The sequence below is a fragment of the Streptomyces sp. R44 genome (assembly GCF_041053105.1).
Taxonomy (GTDB): domain Bacteria; phylum Actinomycetota; class Actinomycetes; order Streptomycetales; family Streptomycetaceae; genus Streptomyces.
The window spans coordinates 3,840,414-3,862,828 of sequence record NZ_CP163444.1; the positions used below are offsets into that span (position 1 = coordinate 3,840,414).

At 65.1% G+C, this 22,415-nt stretch carries 11 protein-coding genes and 5 rRNA genes; 2 read left to right on the top strand and 14 right to left on the bottom strand.

Features of this window, described 5'->3' with window-relative positions:
* Window positions 1-25: 25 nt before the first annotated feature.
* From AB5J54_RS17695 to AB5J54_RS17720, 6 genes are all read right to left on the bottom strand, one after another.
* Window positions 26-3,144: ribosomal RNA gene (locus AB5J54_RS17695) — 23S ribosomal RNA — on the bottom strand.
* Window positions 3,145-3,428: 284 nt separating this feature from the next.
* Window positions 3,429-4,954, bottom strand: a 16S ribosomal RNA gene (locus tag AB5J54_RS17700).
* Window positions 4,955-5,530: 576 nt separating this feature from the next.
* Window positions 5,531-5,647: ribosomal RNA gene (rrf, locus tag AB5J54_RS17705) — 5S ribosomal RNA — on the bottom strand.
* 82 nt (window positions 5,648-5,729) lie between these two features.
* A 23S ribosomal RNA gene (locus AB5J54_RS17710) occupies window positions 5,730-8,848 on the bottom strand.
* A 286-nt stretch (window positions 8,849-9,134) separates the two neighbouring features.
* Window positions 9,135-10,660: ribosomal RNA gene (locus AB5J54_RS17715) — 16S ribosomal RNA — on the bottom strand.
* Together the 16S, 23S and 5S rRNA genes form the textbook arrangement of a ribosomal RNA operon.
* A 635-nt stretch (window positions 10,661-11,295) precedes the next feature.
* Window positions 11,296-12,312, bottom strand: coding sequence for a GlxA family transcriptional regulator (locus AB5J54_RS17720; RefSeq protein ID WP_369144875.1), 1,017 nt, complete (start codon window positions 12,310-12,312; stop codon window positions 11,296-11,298).
* Window positions 12,313-12,386: 74 nt separating this feature from the next.
* On the opposite strand from AB5J54_RS17720, the gene AB5J54_RS17725 reads away from it, so the two are divergent.
* On the top strand, window positions 12,387-12,977 hold the full coding sequence (locus tag AB5J54_RS17725; RefSeq protein ID WP_369144876.1) for a cysteine hydrolase family protein: 591 nt from the start codon (window positions 12,387-12,389) through the stop codon (window positions 12,975-12,977).
* Window position 12,978: 1 nt separating this feature from the next.
* Here the strand turns inward: AB5J54_RS17725 and proC are convergent, their stop codons facing one another.
* The 5 genes from proC to AB5J54_RS17750 form a co-directional block, all read right to left on the bottom strand.
* The gene (proC, locus tag AB5J54_RS17730) at window positions 12,979-13,788 is read right to left on the bottom strand and encodes a pyrroline-5-carboxylate reductase (RefSeq protein ID WP_369144877.1); all 810 of its coding nucleotides are present in this window, start codon (window positions 13,786-13,788) and stop codon (window positions 12,979-12,981) included.
* An 84-nt stretch (window positions 13,789-13,872) separates the two neighbouring features.
* Window positions 13,873-14,610, bottom strand: a complete 738-nt coding sequence (locus tag AB5J54_RS17735; protein ID WP_369144878.1) for an ABC transporter permease — start codon at window positions 14,608-14,610, stop codon at window positions 13,873-13,875.
* Complete coding sequence (locus tag AB5J54_RS17740) at window positions 14,607-15,413, bottom strand: ABC transporter ATP-binding protein (RefSeq protein WP_369149376.1); 807 nt, start codon at window positions 15,411-15,413, stop codon at window positions 14,607-14,609. The genes AB5J54_RS17735 and AB5J54_RS17740 overlap by 4 nt, the downstream gene beginning before the upstream one ends.
* Before the next feature lie 253 nt (window positions 15,414-15,666).
* Complete coding sequence (locus AB5J54_RS17745) at window positions 15,667-16,161, bottom strand: hypothetical protein (protein ID WP_369144879.1); 495 nt, start codon at window positions 16,159-16,161, stop codon at window positions 15,667-15,669.
* Between the two features lie 35 nt (window positions 16,162-16,196).
* Complete coding sequence (locus AB5J54_RS17750; protein WP_369144880.1) at window positions 16,197-16,469, bottom strand: SH3 domain-containing protein; 273 nt, start codon at window positions 16,467-16,469, stop codon at window positions 16,197-16,199.
* 150 nt (window positions 16,470-16,619) lie between these two features.
* Between AB5J54_RS17750 and AB5J54_RS17755 the strand changes: the two genes are divergently transcribed.
* On the top strand, window positions 16,620-18,788 hold the full coding sequence (locus tag AB5J54_RS17755; RefSeq protein WP_369144881.1) for a protein kinase: 2,169 nt from the start codon (window positions 16,620-16,622) through the stop codon (window positions 18,786-18,788).
* An 80-nt stretch (window positions 18,789-18,868) separates the two neighbouring features.
* Here the strand turns inward: AB5J54_RS17755 and ilvD are convergent, their stop codons facing one another.
* From ilvD to AB5J54_RS17770, 3 genes are all read right to left on the bottom strand, one after another.
* The gene (gene ilvD / locus AB5J54_RS17760) at window positions 18,869-20,722 is read right to left on the bottom strand and encodes a dihydroxy-acid dehydratase (RefSeq protein ID WP_369144882.1); all 1,854 of its coding nucleotides are present in this window, start codon (window positions 20,720-20,722) and stop codon (window positions 18,869-18,871) included.
* Window positions 20,723-20,935: 213 nt separating this feature from the next.
* Window positions 20,936-21,547 (bottom strand): TetR family transcriptional regulator, encoded by a 612-nt coding sequence (locus AB5J54_RS17765; protein ID WP_369144883.1) that lies wholly within the window; start codon window positions 21,545-21,547, stop codon window positions 20,936-20,938.
* Window positions 21,544-22,407 (bottom strand): sugar phosphate isomerase/epimerase family protein, encoded by an 864-nt coding sequence (locus tag AB5J54_RS17770; RefSeq protein ID WP_369144884.1) that lies wholly within the window; start codon window positions 22,405-22,407, stop codon window positions 21,544-21,546. Before AB5J54_RS17770 ends, AB5J54_RS17765 begins: the two co-directional genes overlap by 4 nt.
* Window positions 22,408-22,415 lie beyond the last annotated feature (8 nt).

The window sequence follows — 22,415 nt, forward strand, 5'->3', positions numbered from 1 at the left end:
ACTAACACAGTGGACGCGAGCAACTGAGGACAAGCCCTCGGCCTATTAGTACCGGTCAGCTCCACCCATTACTGGGCTTCCACATCCGGCCTATCAACCCAGTCGTCTACTGGGAGCCTTACCCTCTCAAGGAGGTGGGAATACTCATCTCGAAGCAGGCTTCCCGCTTAGATGCTTTCAGCGGTTATCCCTCCCGAACGTAGCCAACCAGCCATGCCCTTGGCAGGACAACTGGCACACCAGAGGTTCGTCCGTCCCGGTCCTCTCGTACTAGGGACAGCCCTTCTCAATATTCCTACGCGCACAGCGGATAGGGACCGAACTGTCTCACGACGTTCTAAACCCAGCTCGCGTACCGCTTTAATGGGCGAACAGCCCAACCCTTGGGACCGACTCCAGCCCCAGGATGCGACGAGCCGACATCGAGGTGCCAAACCATCCCGTCGATATGGACTCTTGGGGAAGATCAGCCTGTTATCCCCGGGGTACCTTTTATCCGTTGAGCGACGGCGCTTCCACAAGCCACCGCCGGATCACTAGTCCCGACTTTCGTCCCTGCTCGACCCGTCGGTCTCACAGTCAAGCTCCCTTGTGCACTTACACTCAACACCTGATTGCCAACCAGGCTGAGGGAACCTTTGGGCGCCTCCGTTACCCTTTGGGAGGCAACCGCCCCAGTTAAACTACCCATCAGACACTGTCCCTGATCCGGATCACGGACCGAGGTTAGACATCCAGCACGACCAGAGTGGTATTTCAACGGCGACTCCACCATGACTGGCGTCACGGCTTCAAAGTCTCCCACCTATCCTACACAAGCCGAACCGAACACCAATATCAAACTGTAGTAAAGGTCCCGGGGTCTTTCCGTCCTGCTGCGCGAAACGAGCATCTTTACTCGTAGTGCAATTTCACCGGGCCTATGGTTGAGACAGTCGAGAAGTCGTTACGCCATTCGTGCAGGTCGGAACTTACCCGACAAGGAATTTCGCTACCTTAGGATGGTTATAGTTACCACCGCCGTTTACTGGCGCTTAAGTTCTCAGCTTCGCCCTGTCGAAACAGAGCTAACCGGTCCCCTTAACGTTCCAGCACCGGGCAGGCGTCAGTCCGTATACATCGCCTTACGGCTTCGCACGGACCTGTGTTTTTAGTAAACAGTCGCTTCTCGCTGGTCTCTGCGGCCACCCCCAGCTCACGGAGTAAATCCGATCACCAGGCGTGGCCCCCCTTCTCCCGAAGTTACGGGGGCATTTTGCCGAGTTCCTTAACCATAGTTCACCCGAACGCCTCGGTATTCTCTACCTGACCACCTGAGTCGGTTTAGGGTACGGGCCGCCATGAAACTCGCTAGAGGCTTTTCTCGACAGCATAGGATCATCCACTTCACCACAATCGGCTCGGCATCAGGTCTCAGGCTTAATGTGTGACGGATTTGCCTATCACACGCCCTACACCCTTACCCCGGGACAACCACCGCCCGGGCTGGACTACCTTCCTGCGTCACCCCATCGCTTACCTACTACCACCTTGGGTCGACGGCTCCACCACTTTCCTTTCCCCGAAGGGTCCGGAACGGCTTCACGGCCTTAGCATTAATGGGCTCGATATTGGGCGTTTCAAAGCGGGTACCGGAATATCAACCGGTTGTCCATCGACTACGCCTGTCGGCCTCGCCTTAGGTCCCGACTTACCCTGGGCAGATCAGCTTGACCCAGGAACCCTTAGTCAATCGGCGCACACGTTTCTCACGTGTGTATCGCTACTCATGCCTGCATTCTCACTCGTGAACCGTCCACAACTCGCTTCCGCGGCTGCTTCACCCGGCACACGACGCTCCCCTACCCATCACAGCGGGCGTTGGCCCTCATGCTGCAATGACACGACTTCGGCGGTACGCTTGAGCCCCGCTACATTGTCGGCGCGGAATCACTTGACCAGTGAGCTATTACGCACTCTTTCAAGGGTGGCTGCTTCTAAGCCAACCTCCTGGTTGTCTCTGCGACTCCACATCCTTTCCCACTTAGCGTACGCTTAGGGGCCTTAGTCGATGCTCTGGGCTGTTTCCCTCTCGACCATGGAGCTTATCCCCCACAGTCTCACTGCCGCGCTCTCACTTACCGGCATTCGGAGTTTGGCTAAGGTCAGTAACCCGGTAGGGCCCATCGCCTATCCAGTGCTCTACCTCCGGCAAGAAACACACGACGCTGCACCTAAATGCATTTCGGGGAGAACCAGCTATCACGGAGTTTGATTGGCCTTTCACCCCTAACCACAGGTCATCCCCCAGGTTTTCAACCCTGGTGGGTTCGGTCCTCCACGAAGTCTTACCTCCGCTTCAACCTGCCCATGGCTAGATCACTCCGCTTCGGGTCTTGAGCGTGCTACTGAATCGCCCTATTCGGACTCGCTTTCGCTACGGCTTCCCCACACGGGTTAACCTCGCAACACACCGCAAACTCGCAGGCTCATTCTTCAAAAGGCACGCAGTCACGAGATACAGCAAGCTGTATCCGACGCTCCCACGGCTTGTAGGCACACGGTTTCAGGTACTATTTCACTCCGCTCCCGCGGTACTTTTCACCATTCCCTCACGGTACTATCCGCTATCGGTCACCAGGGAATATTTAGGCTTAGCGGGTGGTCCCGCCAGATTCACACGGGATTTCTCGGGCCCCGTGCTACTTGGGTGTCTCTCAAACGAGCCGTACAGATTTCAGCTACGGGGGTCTTACCCTCTACGCCGGACCTTTCGCATGTCCTTCGCCTATCCATACGGTTTCTGACTCGTCTCACAGCCGGCAGACTGTGAAAGAGAGATCCCACAACCCCGCATGCGCAACCCCTGCCGGGTATCACACGCATACGGTTTGGCCTCATCCGGTTTCGCTCGCCACTACTCCCGGAATCACGGTTGTTTTCTCTTCCTGAGGGTACTGAGATGTTTCACTTCCCCTCGTTCCCTCCACATGCCCTATGTGTTCAGGCATGGGTGACAGCCCATGACGACTGCCGGGTTTCCCCATTCGGAAACCCCCGGATCAAAGCCTGGTTGACGGCTCCCCGGGGACTATCGTGGCCTCCCACGTCCTTCATCGGTTCCTGGTGCCAAGGCATCCACCGTGCGCCCTTAAAAACTTGGCCACAGATGCTCGCGTCCACTGTGTAGTTCTCAAACAACGACCAGCCACCCGTCACACACCACCTAAGCGGTGCTTTACCGGGGCCGGCATCCTCGAAGGCATGACCTTACGGCCGTACCCTCAGACACCCAACAACGTGCCAAGCACACTCTTCAGAACTCTCGTCACGTTCCACGCCGAAGCAGTACTTGTGAAGGAGACATCCGAGTGTGCCAACTAATCAACGTTCCACCCATGAGCTGACCGTGCAGAACGTTTGCCTGCAATCGGTACTGTGCTCCTTAGAAAGGAGGTGATCCAGCCGCACCTTCCGGTACGGCTACCTTGTTACGACTTCGTCCCAATCGCCAGTCCCACCTTCGACAGCTCCCTCCCACAAGGGGTTGGGCCACCGGCTTCGGGTGTTACCGACTTTCGTGACGTGACGGGCGGTGTGTACAAGGCCCGGGAACGTATTCACCGCAGCAATGCTGATCTGCGATTACTAGCAACTCCGACTTCATGGGGTCGAGTTGCAGACCCCAATCCGAACTGAGACCGGCTTTTTGAGATTCGCTCCGCCTCACGGCATCGCAGCTCTTTGTACCGGCCATTGTAGCACGTGTGCAGCCCAAGACATAAGGGGCATGATGACTTGACGTCGTCCCCACCTTCCTCCGAGTTGACCCCGGCGGTCTCCTGTGAGTCCCCATCACCCCGAAGGGCATGCTGGCAACACAGGACAAGGGTTGCGCTCGTTGCGGGACTTAACCCAACATCTCACGACACGAGCTGACGACAGCCATGCACCACCTGTATACCGACCACAAGGGGGGCACTATCTCTAATGCTTTCCGGTATATGTCAAGCCTTGGTAAGGTTCTTCGCGTTGCGTCGAATTAAGCCACATGCTCCGCTGCTTGTGCGGGCCCCCGTCAATTCCTTTGAGTTTTAGCCTTGCGGCCGTACTCCCCAGGCGGGGAACTTAATGCGTTAGCTGCGGCACCGACGACGTGGAATGTCGCCAACACCTAGTTCCCAACGTTTACGGCGTGGACTACCAGGGTATCTAATCCTGTTCGCTCCCCACGCTTTCGCTCCTCAGCGTCAGTAATGGCCCAGAGATCCGCCTTCGCCACCGGTGTTCCTCCTGATATCTGCGCATTTCACCGCTACACCAGGAATTCCGATCTCCCCTACCACACTCTAGCCTGCCCGTATCGGATGCAGACCCGGGGTTAAGCCCCGGGCTTTCACACCCGACGTGACAAGCCGCCTACGAGCTCTTTACGCCCAATAATTCCGGACAACGCTTGCGCCCTACGTATTACCGCGGCTGCTGGCACGTAGTTAGCCGGCGCTTCTTCTGCAGGTACCGTCACTTTCGCTTCTTCCCTGCTGAAAGAGGTTTACAACCCGAAGGCCGTCATCCCTCACGCGGCGTCGCTGCATCAGGCTTTCGCCCATTGTGCAATATTCCCCACTGCTGCCTCCCGTAGGAGTCTGGGCCGTGTCTCAGTCCCAGTGTGGCCGGTCGCCCTCTCAGGCCGGCTACCCGTCGTCGCCTTGGTAGGCCATTACCCCACCAACAAGCTGATAGGCCGCGGGCTCATCCTTCACCGCCGGAGCTTTCCACCGCAGGAGATGCCTCCCGCAGTCGTATCCGGTATTAGACCCCGTTTCCAGGGCTTGTCCCAGAGTGAAGGGCAGATTGCCCACGTGTTACTCACCCGTTCGCCACTAATCCACCCCGAAGGGCTTCATCGTTCGACTTGCATGTGTTAAGCACGCCGCCAGCGTTCGTCCTGAGCCAGGATCAAACTCTCCGTGAATGTTTACCCGTAATCGGGTCAGACACTCGCGTTGAGCGGGACAGTCATGCCGGAATATGGCCGACCGTCCACAGCGTCCTCGCTGTAGTGTGCCACCCCGAGGGGTGGACTTTTTCAAAGGAACCTCGACCATCCGAAGATGGACGGGGTATCAACTAATCTGGCGTTGATTTTTGGCACGCTGTTGAGTTCTCAAGGAACGGACGCTTCCTTTGTACTCACCCTCTCGGGCTTTCCTCCGGGCTTTTCCCTTCGTTCCGAAGTCTATCAGATCTTTTCGACCCGATTTCCTCGGTGCTTTCCGGTCCCTTTTGCTTTCGCTCCGGGCCCTTCCGGCTTGTCCGACTCTATCAGATCCTCGCGGTCCTGATTTCCTCGGTGCTTTCCGGTTCCTTCGCTTGCGCTCCGGTCCCTTCCTGCGTCTACGACTCTACCAGATGTTTCGGGTCCCGATTCCCACTCCGGCGGGCGGCCGGCGGGCCCTGGTGCCGGCCCGAGCTGGGCTCGCCGGCGTGAATGGTCCCGGAACGCAGAAAAGCCCCGCACCATGAGGTGCGGGGCTTTCCCACAATGATTGTTCGGCGGCGTCCTACTCTCCCACAGGGTCCCCCCTGCAGTACCATCGGCGCTGAAAGGCTTAGCTTCCGGGTTCGGAATGTAACCGGGCGTTTCCCTAACGCTATGACCACCGAAACTCTATGAAGTTCACGAACCGCCGCACCCCGCAGGGGGCGTGTTCGTTGCTTCAGAACTAACACAGTGGACGCGAGCAACTGAGGACAAGCCCTCGGCCTATTAGTACCGGTCAGCTCCACCCATTACTGGGCTTCCACATCCGGCCTATCAACCCAGTCGTCTACTGGGAGCCTTACCCTCTCAAGGAGGTGGGAATACTCATCTCGAAGCAGGCTTCCCGCTTAGATGCTTTCAGCGGTTATCCCTCCCGAACGTAGCCAACCAGCCATGCCCTTGGCAGGACAACTGGCACACCAGAGGTTCGTCCGTCCCGGTCCTCTCGTACTAGGGACAGCCCTTCTCAATATTCCTACGCGCACAGCGGATAGGGACCGAACTGTCTCACGACGTTCTAAACCCAGCTCGCGTACCGCTTTAATGGGCGAACAGCCCAACCCTTGGGACCGACTCCAGCCCCAGGATGCGACGAGCCGACATCGAGGTGCCAAACCATCCCGTCGATATGGACTCTTGGGGAAGATCAGCCTGTTATCCCCGGGGTACCTTTTATCCGTTGAGCGACGGCGCTTCCACAAGCCACCGCCGGATCACTAGTCCCGACTTTCGTCCCTGCTCGACCCGTCGGTCTCACAGTCAAGCTCCCTTGTGCACTTACACTCAACACCTGATTGCCAACCAGGCTGAGGGAACCTTTGGGCGCCTCCGTTACCCTTTGGGAGGCAACCGCCCCAGTTAAACTACCCATCAGACACTGTCCCTGATCCGGATCACGGACCGAGGTTAGACATCCAGCACGACCAGAGTGGTATTTCAACGGCGACTCCACCATGACTGGCGTCACGGCTTCAAAGTCTCCCACCTATCCTACACAAGCCGAACCGAACACCAATATCAAACTGTAGTAAAGGTCCCGGGGTCTTTCCGTCCTGCTGCGCGAAACGAGCATCTTTACTCGTAGTGCAATTTCACCGGGCCTATGGTTGAGACAGTCGAGAAGTCGTTACGCCATTCGTGCAGGTCGGAACTTACCCGACAAGGAATTTCGCTACCTTAGGATGGTTATAGTTACCACCGCCGTTTACTGGCGCTTAAGTTCTCAGCTTCGCCCTGTCGAAACAGAGCTAACCGGTCCCCTTAACGTTCCAGCACCGGGCAGGCGTCAGTCCGTATACATCGCCTTACGGCTTCGCACGGACCTGTGTTTTTAGTAAACAGTCGCTTCTCGCTGGTCTCTGCGGCCACCCCCAGCTCACGGAGTAAATCCGATCACCAGGCGTGGCCCCCCTTCTCCCGAAGTTACGGGGGCATTTTGCCGAGTTCCTTAACCATAGTTCACCCGAACGCCTCGGTATTCTCTACCTGACCACCTGAGTCGGTTTAGGGTACGGGCCGCCATGAAACTCGCTAGAGGCTTTTCTCGACAGCATAGGATCATCCACTTCACCACAATCGGCTCGGCATCAGGTCTCAGGCTTAATGTGTGACGGATTTGCCTATCACACGCCCTACACCCTTACCCCGGGACAACCACCGCCCGGGCTGGACTACCTTCCTGCGTCACCCCATCGCTTACCTACTACCACCTTGGGTCGACGGCTCCACCACTTTCCTTTCCCCGAAGGGTCCGGAACGGCTTCACGGCCTTAGCATTAATGGGCTCGATATTGGGCGTTTCAAAGCGGGTACCGGAATATCAACCGGTTGTCCATCGACTACGCCTGTCGGCCTCGCCTTAGGTCCCGACTTACCCTGGGCAGATCAGCTTGACCCAGGAACCCTTAGTCAATCGGCGCACACGTTTCTCACGTGTGTATCGCTACTCATGCCTGCATTCTCACTCGTGAACCGTCCACAACTCGCTTCCGCGGCTGCTTCACCCGGCACACGACGCTCCCCTACCCATCACAGCGGGCGTTGGCCCTCATGCTGCAATGACACGACTTCGGCGGTACGCTTGAGCCCCGCTACATTGTCGGCGCGGAATCACTTGACCAGTGAGCTATTACGCACTCTTTCAAGGGTGGCTGCTTCTAAGCCAACCTCCTGGTTGTCTCTGCGACTCCACATCCTTTCCCACTTAGCGTACGCTTAGGGGCCTTAGTCGATGCTCTGGGCTGTTTCCCTCTCGACCATGGAGCTTATCCCCCACAGTCTCACTGCCGCGCTCTCACTTACCGGCATTCGGAGTTTGGCTAAGGTCAGTAACCCGGTAGGGCCCATCGCCTATCCAGTGCTCTACCTCCGGCAAGAAACACACGACGCTGCACCTAAATGCATTTCGGGGAGAACCAGCTATCACGGAGTTTGATTGGCCTTTCACCCCTAACCACAGGTCATCCCCCAGGTTTTCAACCCTGGTGGGTTCGGTCCTCCACGAAGTCTTACCTCCGCTTCAACCTGCCCATGGCTAGATCACTCCGCTTCGGGTCTTGAGCGTGCTACTGAATCGCCCTATTCGGACTCGCTTTCGCTACGGCTTCCCCACACGGGTTAACCTCGCAACACACCGCAAACTCGCAGGCTCATTCTTCAAAAGGCACGCAGTCACGAGATACAGCAAGCTGTATCCGACGCTCCCACGGCTTGTAGGCACACGGTTTCAGGTACTATTTCACTCCGCTCCCGCGGTACTTTTCACCATTCCCTCACGGTACTATCCGCTATCGGTCACCAGGGAATATTTAGGCTTAGCGGGTGGTCCCGCCAGATTCACACGGGATTTCTCGGGCCCCGTGCTACTTGGGTGTCTCTCAAACGAGCCGTACAGATTTCAGCTACGGGGGTCTTACCCTCTACGCCGGACCTTTCGCATGTCCTTCGCCTATCCATACGGTTTCTGACTCGTCTCACAGCCGGCAGACTGTGAAAGAGAGATCCCACAACCCCGCATGCGCAACCCCTGCCGGGTATCACACGCATACGGTTTGGCCTCATCCGGTTTCGCTCGCCACTACTCCCGGAATCACGGTTGTTTTCTCTTCCTGAGGGTACTGAGATGTTTCACTTCCCCTCGTTCCCTCCACATGCCCTATGTGTTCAGGCATGGGTGACAGCCCATGACGACTGCCGGGTTTCCCCATTCGGAAACCCCCGGATCAAAGCCTGGTTGACGGCTCCCCGGGGACTATCGTGGCCTCCCACGTCCTTCATCGGTTCCTGGTGCCAAGGCATCCACCGTGCGCCCTTAAAAACTTGGCCACAGATGCTCGCGTCCACTGTGTAGTTCTCAAACAACGACCAGCCACCCATCACCCTGATCCAAAGAACCAGGTTCACTGGGGCCGGCATCCTCGAAGGCATGACCTTACGGCCGTACCCTCAGACACCCAACAACGTGCCAAGCACAGTCCGTTCCTCGAATCCCGTGTTCCACGCCGAAGCAGTACTAGCGGTTTCTCGTCACTGACTGTGCCAACTAATCAACGTTCCACCCATGAGCTGACCGTGCAGAACGTTTGCCTGCAATCGGTACTGTGCTCCTTAGAAAGGAGGTGATCCAGCCGCACCTTCCGGTACGGCTACCTTGTTACGACTTCGTCCCAATCGCCAGTCCCACCTTCGACAGCTCCCTCCCACAAGGGGTTGGGCCACCGGCTTCGGGTGTTACCGACTTTCGTGACGTGACGGGCGGTGTGTACAAGGCCCGGGAACGTATTCACCGCAGCAATGCTGATCTGCGATTACTAGCAACTCCGACTTCATGGGGTCGAGTTGCAGACCCCAATCCGAACTGAGACCGGCTTTTTGAGATTCGCTCCGCCTCACGGCATCGCAGCTCTTTGTACCGGCCATTGTAGCACGTGTGCAGCCCAAGACATAAGGGGCATGATGACTTGACGTCGTCCCCACCTTCCTCCGAGTTGACCCCGGCGGTCTCCTGTGAGTCCCCATCACCCCGAAGGGCATGCTGGCAACACAGGACAAGGGTTGCGCTCGTTGCGGGACTTAACCCAACATCTCACGACACGAGCTGACGACAGCCATGCACCACCTGTATACCGACCACAAGGGGGGCACTATCTCTAATGCTTTCCGGTATATGTCAAGCCTTGGTAAGGTTCTTCGCGTTGCGTCGAATTAAGCCACATGCTCCGCTGCTTGTGCGGGCCCCCGTCAATTCCTTTGAGTTTTAGCCTTGCGGCCGTACTCCCCAGGCGGGGAACTTAATGCGTTAGCTGCGGCACCGACGACGTGGAATGTCGCCAACACCTAGTTCCCAACGTTTACGGCGTGGACTACCAGGGTATCTAATCCTGTTCGCTCCCCACGCTTTCGCTCCTCAGCGTCAGTAATGGCCCAGAGATCCGCCTTCGCCACCGGTGTTCCTCCTGATATCTGCGCATTTCACCGCTACACCAGGAATTCCGATCTCCCCTACCACACTCTAGCCTGCCCGTATCGGATGCAGACCCGGGGTTAAGCCCCGGGCTTTCACACCCGACGTGACAAGCCGCCTACGAGCTCTTTACGCCCAATAATTCCGGACAACGCTTGCGCCCTACGTATTACCGCGGCTGCTGGCACGTAGTTAGCCGGCGCTTCTTCTGCAGGTACCGTCACTTTCGCTTCTTCCCTGCTGAAAGAGGTTTACAACCCGAAGGCCGTCATCCCTCACGCGGCGTCGCTGCATCAGGCTTTCGCCCATTGTGCAATATTCCCCACTGCTGCCTCCCGTAGGAGTCTGGGCCGTGTCTCAGTCCCAGTGTGGCCGGTCGCCCTCTCAGGCCGGCTACCCGTCGTCGCCTTGGTAGGCCATTACCCCACCAACAAGCTGATAGGCCGCGGGCTCATCCTTCACCGCCGGAGCTTTCCACCGCAGGAGATGCCTCCCGCAGTCGTATCCGGTATTAGACCCCGTTTCCAGGGCTTGTCCCAGAGTGAAGGGCAGATTGCCCACGTGTTACTCACCCGTTCGCCACTAATCCACCCCGAAGGGCTTCATCGTTCGACTTGCATGTGTTAAGCACGCCGCCAGCGTTCGTCCTGAGCCAGGATCAAACTCTCCGTGAATGTTTACCCGTAATCGGGTCAGACACTCGCGTTGAGCGGGACGGTCATGCCGGAATATGGCCGACCGTCCACAGCGTCCTCGCTGTAGTGTGCCACCCCGAGGGGTGGACTTTTTCAAAGGAACCTCGACCATCCGAAGATGGACGGGGTATCAACTAATCTGGCGTTGATTTTTGGCACGCTGTTGAGTTCTCAAGGTGCGGACGCTTCCTTCGTTCCTGTTTCCAGGCCCTCCGGGCGCTTCCTTCGTTTCCGACTCTATCAGATCTTTCCGATCCGATTTCCTCGGTGCTTTCCGGTCCCTTTTGCTTTCGCTCCGGGCCCTTCCGGCTTGTCCGACTCTATCAGATCCTCGCGGTGTCTGATTCCCAGTCAGGGGGCTTGTCTTTCCGGCTGTTGGGCCGTTCCGACGAGTGAGACTTTAGTGGATTCCCTGCCCTCGACGCTAATCGAGGGGGCTGCGCTCAAACCTTCGAACGCGGATTCCTCATTTCGCAAAAACGCACGGAAAGCATGACGGCACGACAAAGCGCCGGTTGTTTCTGTGGATCTTGCGGAATGGTTGTCCGGGGCCGACCGGAGTCGGTGCTCACGTCGGACAACTCGGAGAACCTTACGGATCGGGGGGTTCCGTGTCAACCCTGGTCCGTGGGGGTTCCTCTGCTCGGGTGACGGAAGGCGTGGCGGTAGTCGCGGGGGCTGGTGCCCAGGTGGGAGGCGAAGTGCTGGCGCATCGTGACCTCGCTGCCGAAGCCCGCTCGGCGGGCCACCTCGGGGAGGGGGTGGTCGGTCCGTTCGAGGAGCTTCTGGGCTGCCGCGACGCGCTGGGTGATGAGCCAGTGGAGGGGGGTCGTTCCCGTCGTCGCCTGGAAGTGGCGGGCGAAGGAGCGGGGGGACATGCCGGCGAGTGCGGCCAGGCTCGCGATGGTGTGGGGTTCGGCGAGGTGGGCCAGGGCGTGGGCGCGTACGGCGGCGAGGGCGTCGGCGTCCCGGTCGGCGCGGGGTGTGGGGTGCTCGATGAACTGGGCCTGGGTCCCCGTGCGGAAGGGGGCGGTGACCATCGAGCGGGCGACCGTGGCGGCGGCTTCGGCTCCGTGGGCGGTGCGGACGAGGTGGAGGCAGAGGTCGATGCCCGCTGCCGTGCCGGCCGAGGTCCAGATGCCGGTGTCCTCGACGAAGAGGGCGTCCGGTTCGACCTGGACGGACGGGTGGAGGGCGGCCAGGGTGCTCGCCAGGTGCCAGTGGGTGACGGCTCGGCGGCCGTCCAGGAGGCCCGCGCGGGCGAGGACGAAGGCGCCGGCGCAGAGCGAGGCGACCGGGATGCCGGCGGTGTGCGCGCGGCGGAGGGCGTCGAGGACGGGGTCCGGGAGGTCGGCGTAGGGGTCCTCGATGCCGGGGACGACGACCAGGTCGGTGGGGGTGAGGTCGTCGAGCCAGCTGAGCGGGCGGTCGGGGGTGAGGGTGAGGCCGCCGCGCAGGGGGATGGGGGTGTGCGGGTCGGTGGCGGTGCGGCGGAGTTCGAAGGGCGGGACGCCGCGGAGGGTGCGGTCGCTGTCCCAGACCTCGGTGATGACGGAGATGTCGAAGGCTCTGATGCCGGGGAAGGCGAGGAGCGCGATGCGTTGGCGGTGGGGTGGCGGCGTCCGTGACACCTTGGCAGTAAAGCATCGATCGCTGGCTTTCGTACCTCTGGGAGCCGGCTGTCTCCGGCGGGAGGATCGTTGTCATGGAGATCAACGAGAACGCAGCGCTGGTGGTCGTCGACGTGCAGAAGGGCTTCGAGCAGGAGTTCTGGGGGCGGCGGAACAACCCTGAGGCCGAGGCGAACATCGCGGCTCTGATCGATGCCTGGCAGGAGACGGGGCGTCCGGTCGTCTTCGTACGGCACGACTCGCTGCAGGCGGGTTCGCCGCTGGAGCCGGGGACCGAGGGGAACGAGTTCAAGGACTTCGTCGAGGAGCGGCGGGGGAAGGGGTCCGGCCCGGAGCTGTTCGTGACGAAGTCCGTGAACTCCGCCTTCTACGGGGAGCCGGATCTGGATGCCTGGCTGAAGGGGGCGGGGGTCGGGCAGTTCGTCGTGGTCGGGATCCAGACCAACATGTGCAACGAGACCACCGCCCGGATGGGCGGGAACCTCGGGTACGACGTGCTGTTCCCGCTGGACGCGATGCACACCTTCGACCTGGCCGGGCCGTTCGGCTGGGCGCAGACGGCGGAGGAGCTGACCCGGGCGACGGCGGTGTCGCTGCACGGCGGGCGGTTCGCCCGGGTCGTGACCACGGAGGACGTGCTGAAGGGTGCGGCCGCGGCCGCTTAGGTCAGCTGTTGCCGGAGGCGAGCTCGCGGCTGCGGTCGCGGGCCGCTTCCAGTGCGGCGATCAGGGCGGCCCGTACGCCGTGGTTCTCCAGTTCGCGGATGGCGCTGATGGTGGTGCCGGCCGGGGAGGTGACCGCCTCGCGGAGCTTGACCGGGTGCTCGCCGCTGTCGCGGAGCATCACGGCGGCGCCGATGGCGGCCTGGACGATGAGGTCGTGGGCCTGGGCGCGGGGCAGGCCGAGGAGGATGCCGGCGTCGGTCATGGCTTCGACGAGGAAGTAGAAGTAGGCCGGGCCCGAGCCGGAGAGGGCGGTGGCCGCGTCCTGCTGGGACTCGGGGACGCGGAGGGTCTTGCCGACGCCGCCGAAGATCTCCTCCGTGTGGGCGAGGTGCTCGGGGGTGGCGTGGCTGCCGGCCGAGATGACGGACATGCCCTCGTCGACGAGGACGGGGGTGTTCGGCATGACGCGGACGACGGGGGTGCCGGCGGTGAGGCGGTCCTCGATGAAGGAGGTGGGGATGCCCGCCGCCGCGCTGATGACCAGGCGGTCCGCGGTGACGTGGGGAGCGAGCTCGTCGAGGAGCCGGCCCATGTCCTGGGGCTTGACGGCCAGGATGAGGGTGTCGGCGCGCTTGGCGGCCTCGGCGTTGGTGACGGTCTCGACGCCGTAGCGGGTGCGGAGTTCCTCGGCGCGTTCGGCGCGGCGGGCGGTGACCAGGAGGTTCGCGGGGCGCCAGCCCGCGCGGATCATGCCGCTGAGGAGCGCTTCACCGATCTTGCCGGTGCCGAGGACTGCGACGGTCTGGGTCATGGGTCTGTTCACCTCGCCGGAGGGGGCCTTTTCGACATCCTTTCACCGGTGGGGCCCGGGGTGCGTGGGGTGTCCGAGGGGCGGTCAGGCGGTGCGGCGGCGGAGGGTGGCGGCGCCGAGGCCGAGGACGAGGACGGCGCAGCCCGCGACGACGAGGGCGTCGCGGACGAAGTCGGGGGTCATGTCGGGGTGGTGGAGGACCTCGTTCATGCCGTCGACGGCGTACGACATGGGGAGGACGTCCGAGAGGGCCTCCAGGGCGGGGGCCATGCGGTCGCGCGGGGTGAACAGGCCGCAGAGCAGGAGCTGGGGGAAGATCACGGCCGGCATGAACTGGACGGCCTGGAACTCGGACGCCGCGAAGGCGGAGACGAAGAGTCCGAGGGCGGTGCCGAGCAGGGCGTCGAGGAGGGCCACCAGGAGCAGGAGCCACGGGGAGCCGATGACGTCGAGGCCGAGGAACCAGAGGGCGAGGCCGGTGGCCAGGAGGGACTGGAGGACGGCGACGAGCCCGAAGGCGAGGGCGTAGCCGGCGATGAGGTCGGCCTTGCCGAGGGGCATGGCGAGGAGGCGTTCCAGGGTGCCGGAGGTGCGTTCCCTGAGGGTGGCGATGGAGGTCACCAGGAACATCGTGATGAGCGGGAAGATGCCGAGGAGCGAGGCGCCGATGCTGTCGAAGGTGCGGGGGCTTCCGTCGAAGACGTAGCGGAGCAGGAAGAGCATCAGGCAGGGGACGAGGAGCATCAGGGCGATCGAGCGCGGGTCGTGGCGCAGCTGGCGCAGGACGCGGGCGGAGGTGGCGAGGGTGCGGTTCGCGTTCACGGTCGCTCCTGGTGGGCGGCGGTTCGGGCGGCTCGGGTGTTCGCCGCGTCCACGAGGTGCAGGAAGGCCTCTTCGACGGTGGCCGTGTCGTTGCGGCGGCGGAGGTCGTCGGGGGTGTCCTCGGCGAGGATCTCGCCCTCGCGCATGAGGAGGAGCCGGTGGCAGCGCTCGGCCTCGTCCATGACGTGGGAGGAGACGAGGAGGGTGGTGCCGCGGTCGGCGGCGAGGCGGTGGAAGAGGTTCCACAGGTCGCGGCGGAGGACGGGGTCGAGGCCGACCGTGGGCTCGTCGAGGACGAGGAGTTCCGGGGTGCCGAGGAGGGCGACGGCGAGGGAGACGCGGCTGCGCTGTCCGCCGGAGAGCCTGCCGGCGAGGGAGCCGGCGTGGTCGGCGAGGTCGACGTCCTCGATGGCCCGGTCGACGGCGGCGCGGCGGTCGTGGCGGTGTTCCCGGCCGCGGCCGGGGAGCAGGACGGCGGCGAAGTAGTCGAGGTTCTGGCGGACGGTGAGGTCGTCGTAGACGGACGGGGCCTGGGTGACGTAGCCGATGCGGGAGCGGAGGGTGGGGTCGCCGGCGGGGCGGCCGAGGACCTGGAGGGTGCCGGTGATCTTGGCCTGGGTGCCGACGATGGCGCGCATGAGGGTGGTCTTGCCGCAGCCGGAGGGGCCGAGGAGGCCGGTTACCTGGCCGGTGGGGACGGTGAAGTCGATGCCACGGAGGGCCTGGCGGTCGCCTCGTGTGGCGGTGAGGTTCTGGGCGGTGATGGCCGGCGTGTCCGTGGCCTCGCCCGCCGGGTTATTCATCATGCGATGAATAGTGGGGCTGGGGGTGCGGGGCGTCAAGGACCTGGGCGGGGTCGGTGGGCTGCCGTCGGTGGGCTGCGGGAGTGCGGAATCGCGCCGCGCTCGTGGTGCGGGTTCGGGCGCGGAACGCGGAGGCGCCGCTGGGCGCGCCGTCCCGTGTGCCCACCCTCCCCCCAAGCTCTCGGCTTCTCTCTAGCAGGGGGGACCCACACGCCCCAGCGGGACGATTGTCCACACGGGGGTGGGCAAGGTGTTACTTGCGCTTCGGCTTCTTGCGGGTTGCTGGGTTGCCCGTGCGGGTGTTGCGGCGCTTCTCGTACTGCGCCACGGCCGTCTCGTGCTCCGTGCGGTGCAGTTTTTCGCCCGGGGCCTCTACGAGGCAGCGGGCCGCGTAGGCGAGGAGGGCGCCGATGAAGCCGATCGCCTTCAGGCTGCGGAGGGACTCCTCGCGGGCCGGGTCGGCCGGGCGGCGGACGAAGCCTTCCCAGGTCTTGGCGAAGGCGATGGCGCTGCAGATGGCGAACATGAGGACGACGAGCGTGTTGACGATGCCGCCGACGTCGGCGATCTGCAGGCCCTCGTAGGCGAAGCGCAGCACGAAGCAGGCCGCGACGGCGGCGGCGAGCGCGCCGGCGGCGAGGCCGGCGCGGCGCAGTGCGTAGTGGCCGCTGTGGTCGACCCAGGTCGTGCCGAAGAAGCGGATCTCCTCCGGCTGCGGTCCGGTCTTCGTCTGCTCTTCGTCGCTCACAGGGTCGATTATCCCCGGGCGGTGGTGGTGCGGGCTCAGATGCAGCGCGGTGCGACCATCTTGTCGCTGCCCGTGTGGACGTAGGCGTCGGAGACGTACTCGCCCGGCGCGATGCTGTCCCAGATGTTCGTCGTGCCGTACGGGCCGCTGACCCACTCGCCGTACTTCTGGCACTGGATGGCGACGGTGACTCCCTGCGCCAGGACCCGGACGATCGGGTACTTGGTGCTCGGTCCCGAGCGCACGTTGACCCGGTACCCCGGTGCGACCTCGTAGCGCGTGGTCATGGTGTCCTCCCCCTGTGGCACGAACGGTGGCGCAAAAGCGCCCCGCCGAGTTTCACTCTCCGCGACGCGCAGGCTAGCAAGCCCCACCGACATCGCGGGTGCCATGGACTAGGCTCCGGCGTGTTCGCGCGCACGTGCGCGCGATGTGACGGGGACTCACGGGGGTGGGCGATGCCACCGTTGCGCGGTACCGGTGCCGACCGGGAAGCGGAGGAGCCCGAATACGCGGGCGACTACCGCCTCCAGGCATGTCTGGGGGCCGGCGGCATGGGCGTCGTGCACCTCGCGTCCTCCGCCTCCGGGCTGCGGCTCGCGGTCAAGGTCGTGCACGCACGGTATGCGGAGGACCCCGAGTTCAGGGCGCGTTTCCGCCAGGAGGTCGCGGCTGCCCGCCGGGTCAGCGGGGCCTTCACCGCGCCGGTCGTCGACGCCGACCCCGATGCCGTACGCCCCTGGATGGCGACCCTCTACGTGCCCGGCCCCACCCTCGCCGACCAGGTGAAGCGGAACGGTCCGCTGTCCCCGGCCGAACTGCGCCGGCTCACCGCCGGGCTCGCGGAGGCGCTGCGCGACATCCACCGGGCCGGGGTCGTCCACCGGGACCTCAAGCCCAGCAACGTCCTGCTGACCGACACCGGCCCGAAGGTCATCGACTTCGGGATCTCCCGGCCCGTCGACAGCGATCTGCACACGGAGACCGGCAAGCTCATCGGCTCGCCGCCGTTCATGGCGCCCGAGCAGTTCCAGCGGCCGCGCGAGGTCGGGCCGGCGGCGGACGTCTTCGCGCTGGGCTCGGTGCTCGTGCACGCGGCGACCGGGCACGGTCCGTTCGACTCGGACAGCCCGTACATCGTGGCGTACCAGGTCGTCCACGACGAGCCGGACCTGACGGGGGTGCCGGCGGACCTGGCGCCGCTCGTCGCCCGCTGCCTCGCCAAGGAGCCGGTCGAGCGGCCGACCCCGGCCCAGATCATGCAGGCGCTGCTGCCTCCCTCGTACGCGGCCGACGCCTTCATACCGGCACAGCGGCGGCGGCCTTCCCTGCCGGAGGGCGACAGCGGCCCCGCGCCCGCGTGGGACGCGGACACGCCCGTACGGGCCGCCACGCCGGCCCCGCCCCTCCGCCGGCCGCGCTTCGGCGGGCGGATCCGGCCGCGCCCGACGATCGCCGTCGCCGCCGCGCTCGCGCTGACCGCGGCCGGCCTGTACGCGGCACTCAGCCGGCCCGCGGACCGCGGGCCCGAGACCCCCACGCGCCCGGACGAGGTGGCCACCTCCTTCGCCGGCTGGCACACCCCGCTCCAGGAGCACGGCCCGGCGGCCGCGCCCGCCTGCGCCCACGACGCGGGCGCGCTGTACTGCGCGGCCCGGGGCATCGGCATCGCCCGGCTCGACCCGGTGACCGGGCAGATCCTCTGGTCGCGGACCGCGCCCGTGCAGGAGACCCCGGACGCCCCCGTGTTCCTCGCGGACGGACTGGTCGGGGCCGCCGATCCGACGGCTCCCCTGCGGGCGTACGCGGCCGGCGACGGCACGCCCGGCTGGACCGCGGGCGGGAAGCTCCCCGAGGTGTACCGGCCGGCCGGTACCGCCGTCGTCCTGGCCGACGGCGTCGGCGGCATCCGGGCGATCGACGCCCGGAGCGGCAAGGAGCTGTGGCGGCACGGCCTGACCGGTTTCACGGCCCCCCTCCTGGGGTCGTACGACGCGCCGTCCGGGCTCCTCACGGTGTCCGAGAGCTCCCTCGACGGGACGCGCACGCGGGTCGGCGCGATCCGGCCCGCCACCGGCGAGCTGGTCCGGCAGTGGAACCTGGACGGCGACCTCGACCCGCTGGGCCGCAGCGGCGACGGCACGCTCGTCCTCGCGTCCCTCTACCAGTCCACGCTCGTCGACTCCCTGGTCCTCGTCGGACCCGGCGACGGCGACGACGCCCCCGTGCGCAAGGTGCACCTGCCGTACCGGATCGACCTCCGGGGCATGGCCGTGCGCGGCGCCGTCGTCCATCTGCTCGACGCGGCCGGGCGCCTCACCGCCGTCGACACCGCCGCGCCGAAGGGCCGGGTGCTGTGGGATCTGGAGACGGCCGCGGGCAACGTCTCCACGCCGGTCCTCGGACCGGGCGACCGGCTGTACTTCTCCGTCCAGGACGGCCGACTGATCGCTGTGGACACCGCGCGCGGGGCGATGATCGGCCAGACCAGGCCCCGGATGCAGAACGGCCGCCTCGGGTACGCGCCCCTGGTGCCCGCGCCGCTCGTCGCCGGGGACCGGGTCTTCGGGACGGCGCCGGACGGCTCCGTGTTCGCGGTGGACGCGCGCGACCCGGCGTCCTGGTGAAGGCCGACTGACACGTACGTACGACGGAGGGGAGCGGGCTCCGGGCCCGCTCCCCTCCGTCGTGCGTCTCCCTGCCGGGGTCAGCCCAGCTTCGTCACGTCCCGGACCGCGCCCTTGTCGGCGCTCGTGGCCATCGCCGCGTACGCCCGCAGCGCCGCCGACACCTTGCGCTCACGGTTCTTCGGCGCGTACACGCCACCGAGGGCCTCGCGGCGGGCCGCGAGGGTCTCGTCGTCGACGAGCAGCTCGATCGAGCGGTTCGGGATGTCGATGCGGATGCGGTCGCCGTCCTCGACGAGCGCGATCGTGCCGCCCGAGGCCGCCTCCGGCGAGGCGTGGCCGATGGAGAGGCCCGAGGTGCCGCCGGAGAAGCGGCCGTCGGTGACGAGCGCGCACGCCTTGCCCAGGCCGCGGCCCTTCAGGTACGAGGTGGGGTAGAGCATCTCCTGCATGCCGGGGCCGCCCTTGGGGCCCTCGTAGCGGATGACGACGACGTCGCCCTCCTTGACCTCCTTGAGGAGGATCTTCTGGACGGCCTCGTCCTGCGACTCGCAGACGACGGCCGGGCCCTCGAAGGTCCAGATCGACTCGTCGACGCCGGCGGTCTTCACGACGCAGCCGTCGACGGCGAGGTTGCCGTGCAGGACGGCGAGGCCGCCGTCCTTCGAGTACGCGTGGGCGGCGTCGCGGATGCAGCCGCCGGCCGCGTCCACGTCGAGGGCCTCCCAGCGCTCGGACTGGGAGAACGCGGTCGCGGAGCGGACGCAGCCGGGGCCCGCGTGGAACAGCTCGACGGCCTCGTCGGAGGCGGCGCCGCCGCGCACGTCCCAGGTGTCCAGCCATTCCTTGATGGAGCGGGAGTGGACGGAGTGGACGTCCTCGTTGAGCAGGCCCGCGCGGTACAGCTCGCCGAGGATGGCCGGGATGCCGCCGGCCCGGTGCACGTCCTCCATGTAGTACGTGCGGTCCTTGGCGACGTTCGGGGCGACCTTCGACAGGCAGGGCACCCGGCGGGAGACCTCGTCCATGTCCGGCAGGCCGTAGTCGACCTCGGCCTCCTGGGCGGCGGCGAGCAGGTGCAGGATCGTGTTGGTCGAGCCGCCCATGGCGATGTCGAGGGCCATGGCGTTCTCGAAGGCGGCTCGGGTCGCGATCGAGCGCGGCAGGACGGAGGCGTCGTCCTCGTCGTAGTAGCGACGGGTGATGTCGACGACCGTGCGGGCCGCGTCCTCGTACAGCCCCTTGCGGGCGGTGTGGGTGGCGAGCAGCGAGCCGTTGCCGGGGAGGGAGAGGCCGATGGCCTCGGTCAGGCAGTTCATCGAGTTGGCGGTGAACATGCCGGAACAGGATCCGCAGGTCGGACAGGCGTTCTCCTCGATCCGGAGCATGTCCTCGTCCGAGATCTCGGGGTTCACGGCGTCGGACATGGCGTCGACCAGGTCGAGCGTGCGGACCGTGCCGTCGACCAGGACCGCGCGGCCGGCCTCCATCGGACCGCCGGAGACGAAGACCGTCGGGATGTTGAGGCGGAGGGCCGCCATCAGCATGCCGGGGGTGATCTTGTCGCAGTTGGAGATGCAGATCAGGGCGTCGGCGCAGTGCGCCTCCACCATGTACTCCACGCTGTCGGCGATCAGGTCGCGGGAGGGCAGGGAGTAGAGCATGCCGCCGTGGCCCATGGCGATGCCGTCGTCGACGGCGATCGTGTTGAACTCGCGGGCGATGCCGCCGGCGGCGGTGATGGCGTCGGAGACGATCCGGCCGACCGGCTGGAGGTGGGTGTGGCCGGGGACGAACTCCGTGAAGGAGTTGGCCACGGCGATGATGGGCTTCCGGCCGATGTCCGCGCCGGGTACACCGGAGGCGCGCATAAGGGCGCGGGCGCCCGCCATGTTGCGGCCGTGGGTGACAGTGCGGGACCTCAGCTCGGGCATCGTCGCTCGCTCCTCGTGATGGGTGTGCTTGCATTCGAGCGTACGCCGACGCTCCAAGATCCGGACATGGTGTCCGACATTCGGGACGGGTGTTCAGGTCTCGGACGGTCCGCCGACCGGGGGCCCGCTTCGGACGGTCGGCCGGCGCGGGGGGTCGGGCTTCGGACGGTCGGCCCGCTCGGGGCCGGGGTTCTGACGGTCGCCCGCTCGGGGTCAGGCTTCGGTCAGGTAGCGCTGGAGGGTCGGGGCCACCTGCTCGACGATCCGCTCCGGGTCCGCCGAGGCCAGCGGCTCGACCTGGATCACGTACCGCATGATCACGATCCCGATCATGTGGGAGGCGGCCAGCTCCGCGCGGAAGCCCGGGTCCGGTACGTCGAGCTCGGCCGCGATCCGCTCCAGGAGCCGGCGCAGCACGAAGGTCCGCAGCACCTTGGCCGCCGCCTCGTGGGTGAGCGCGGAGCGGACGATCGCGAGGAGCGGGGCGCGGGACGCCGGGTTCTCCCAGACGCCGATGAAGAAGCGCGCGAGCCGTTCGCCGATGGCCTCGCGGGGGCCGCCGAGGATGGCCGGGACGACGGCCGTGGGCTCGAAGGAGACCTCGATGGCGGCGGCGAAGACCTCGTCCTTCGTGCCGAAGTAGTGGTGCACGAGCGCCGGGTCCACCCCGGCGGCCTTGGCGATGCCGCGGACCGAGGCCTTGTCGTAGCCGCGCTCGGCGAACTGGGCGCGGGCCGCCTCCAGGATGCGTGTCCGCGCGCCCGGACCGCTCTCCTCCTCGGTACGGGACGGGCGGCCGCGCCGGCGCGGGGCCGGGTCGGTCATGGGCGGGGGGCCCGTTCGGTCGGGCGGGCGGCCGTGCCCGGGGCGGGGCGCGCGGCCGGCGAGGCGAGGTGGAGCCGGGTGAAGGCGAGGGCCTCCGCGAGGTCGGCCTCGCGTTCGGCGGCTGACATCGCGCGCCGGGTGTTGACCTCGATGACGACGTGCCCGTCGAAGCCGGTGAGCGCGAGCCGCTCCAGAAGTTCGGCGCAGGGCTGGGTGCCGCGCCCCGGGACGAGGTGCTCGTCCTTGGCTGAGCCCTTGCCGTCGGCGAGGTGGACGTGGCCGAGCCGGTCGCCCATGCGGTCGATCATCGCGAGGGCGTCGGTGCGGGCGGTCGCGGTGTGCGAGAGGTCGACGGTGAAGTGCCGGTAGTCGTCCTTGGTGACGTCCCACTCGGGGGCGTACGCGAGCATCTCGCGGTCCTTGTACCGCCACGGGTACATGTTCTCGACGGCGAACCGGACGTCCGTCTCGTCCGCCATCCGCCAGATGCCGGTCACGAAGTCCTTGGCGTACTGGCGCTGCCAGCGGAACGGCGGGTGCACGACGACCGTCGACGCGCCGAGCTTCTCGGCCGCCGCCTGCGCGCGCTGGAGCTTGACCCACGGGTCGGTGGACCAGACGCGCTGGGTGATGAGGAGGCAGGGGGCGTGCACGGCCAGGATCGGGACCTGGTGGTAGTCCGAGAGCCGGCGCAGCGCCTCGATGTCCTGGCTGACCGGATCGGTCCACACCATGACCTCGACGCCGTCGTACCCGAGGCGCGCGGCGATCTCGAAGGCCGTCGCCGTCGACTCCGGATAGACCGAGGCCGTCGACAGGGCGACCTTCGCATCCGGGATGCGCACCACTGGTTCTGCCACGGGGAACA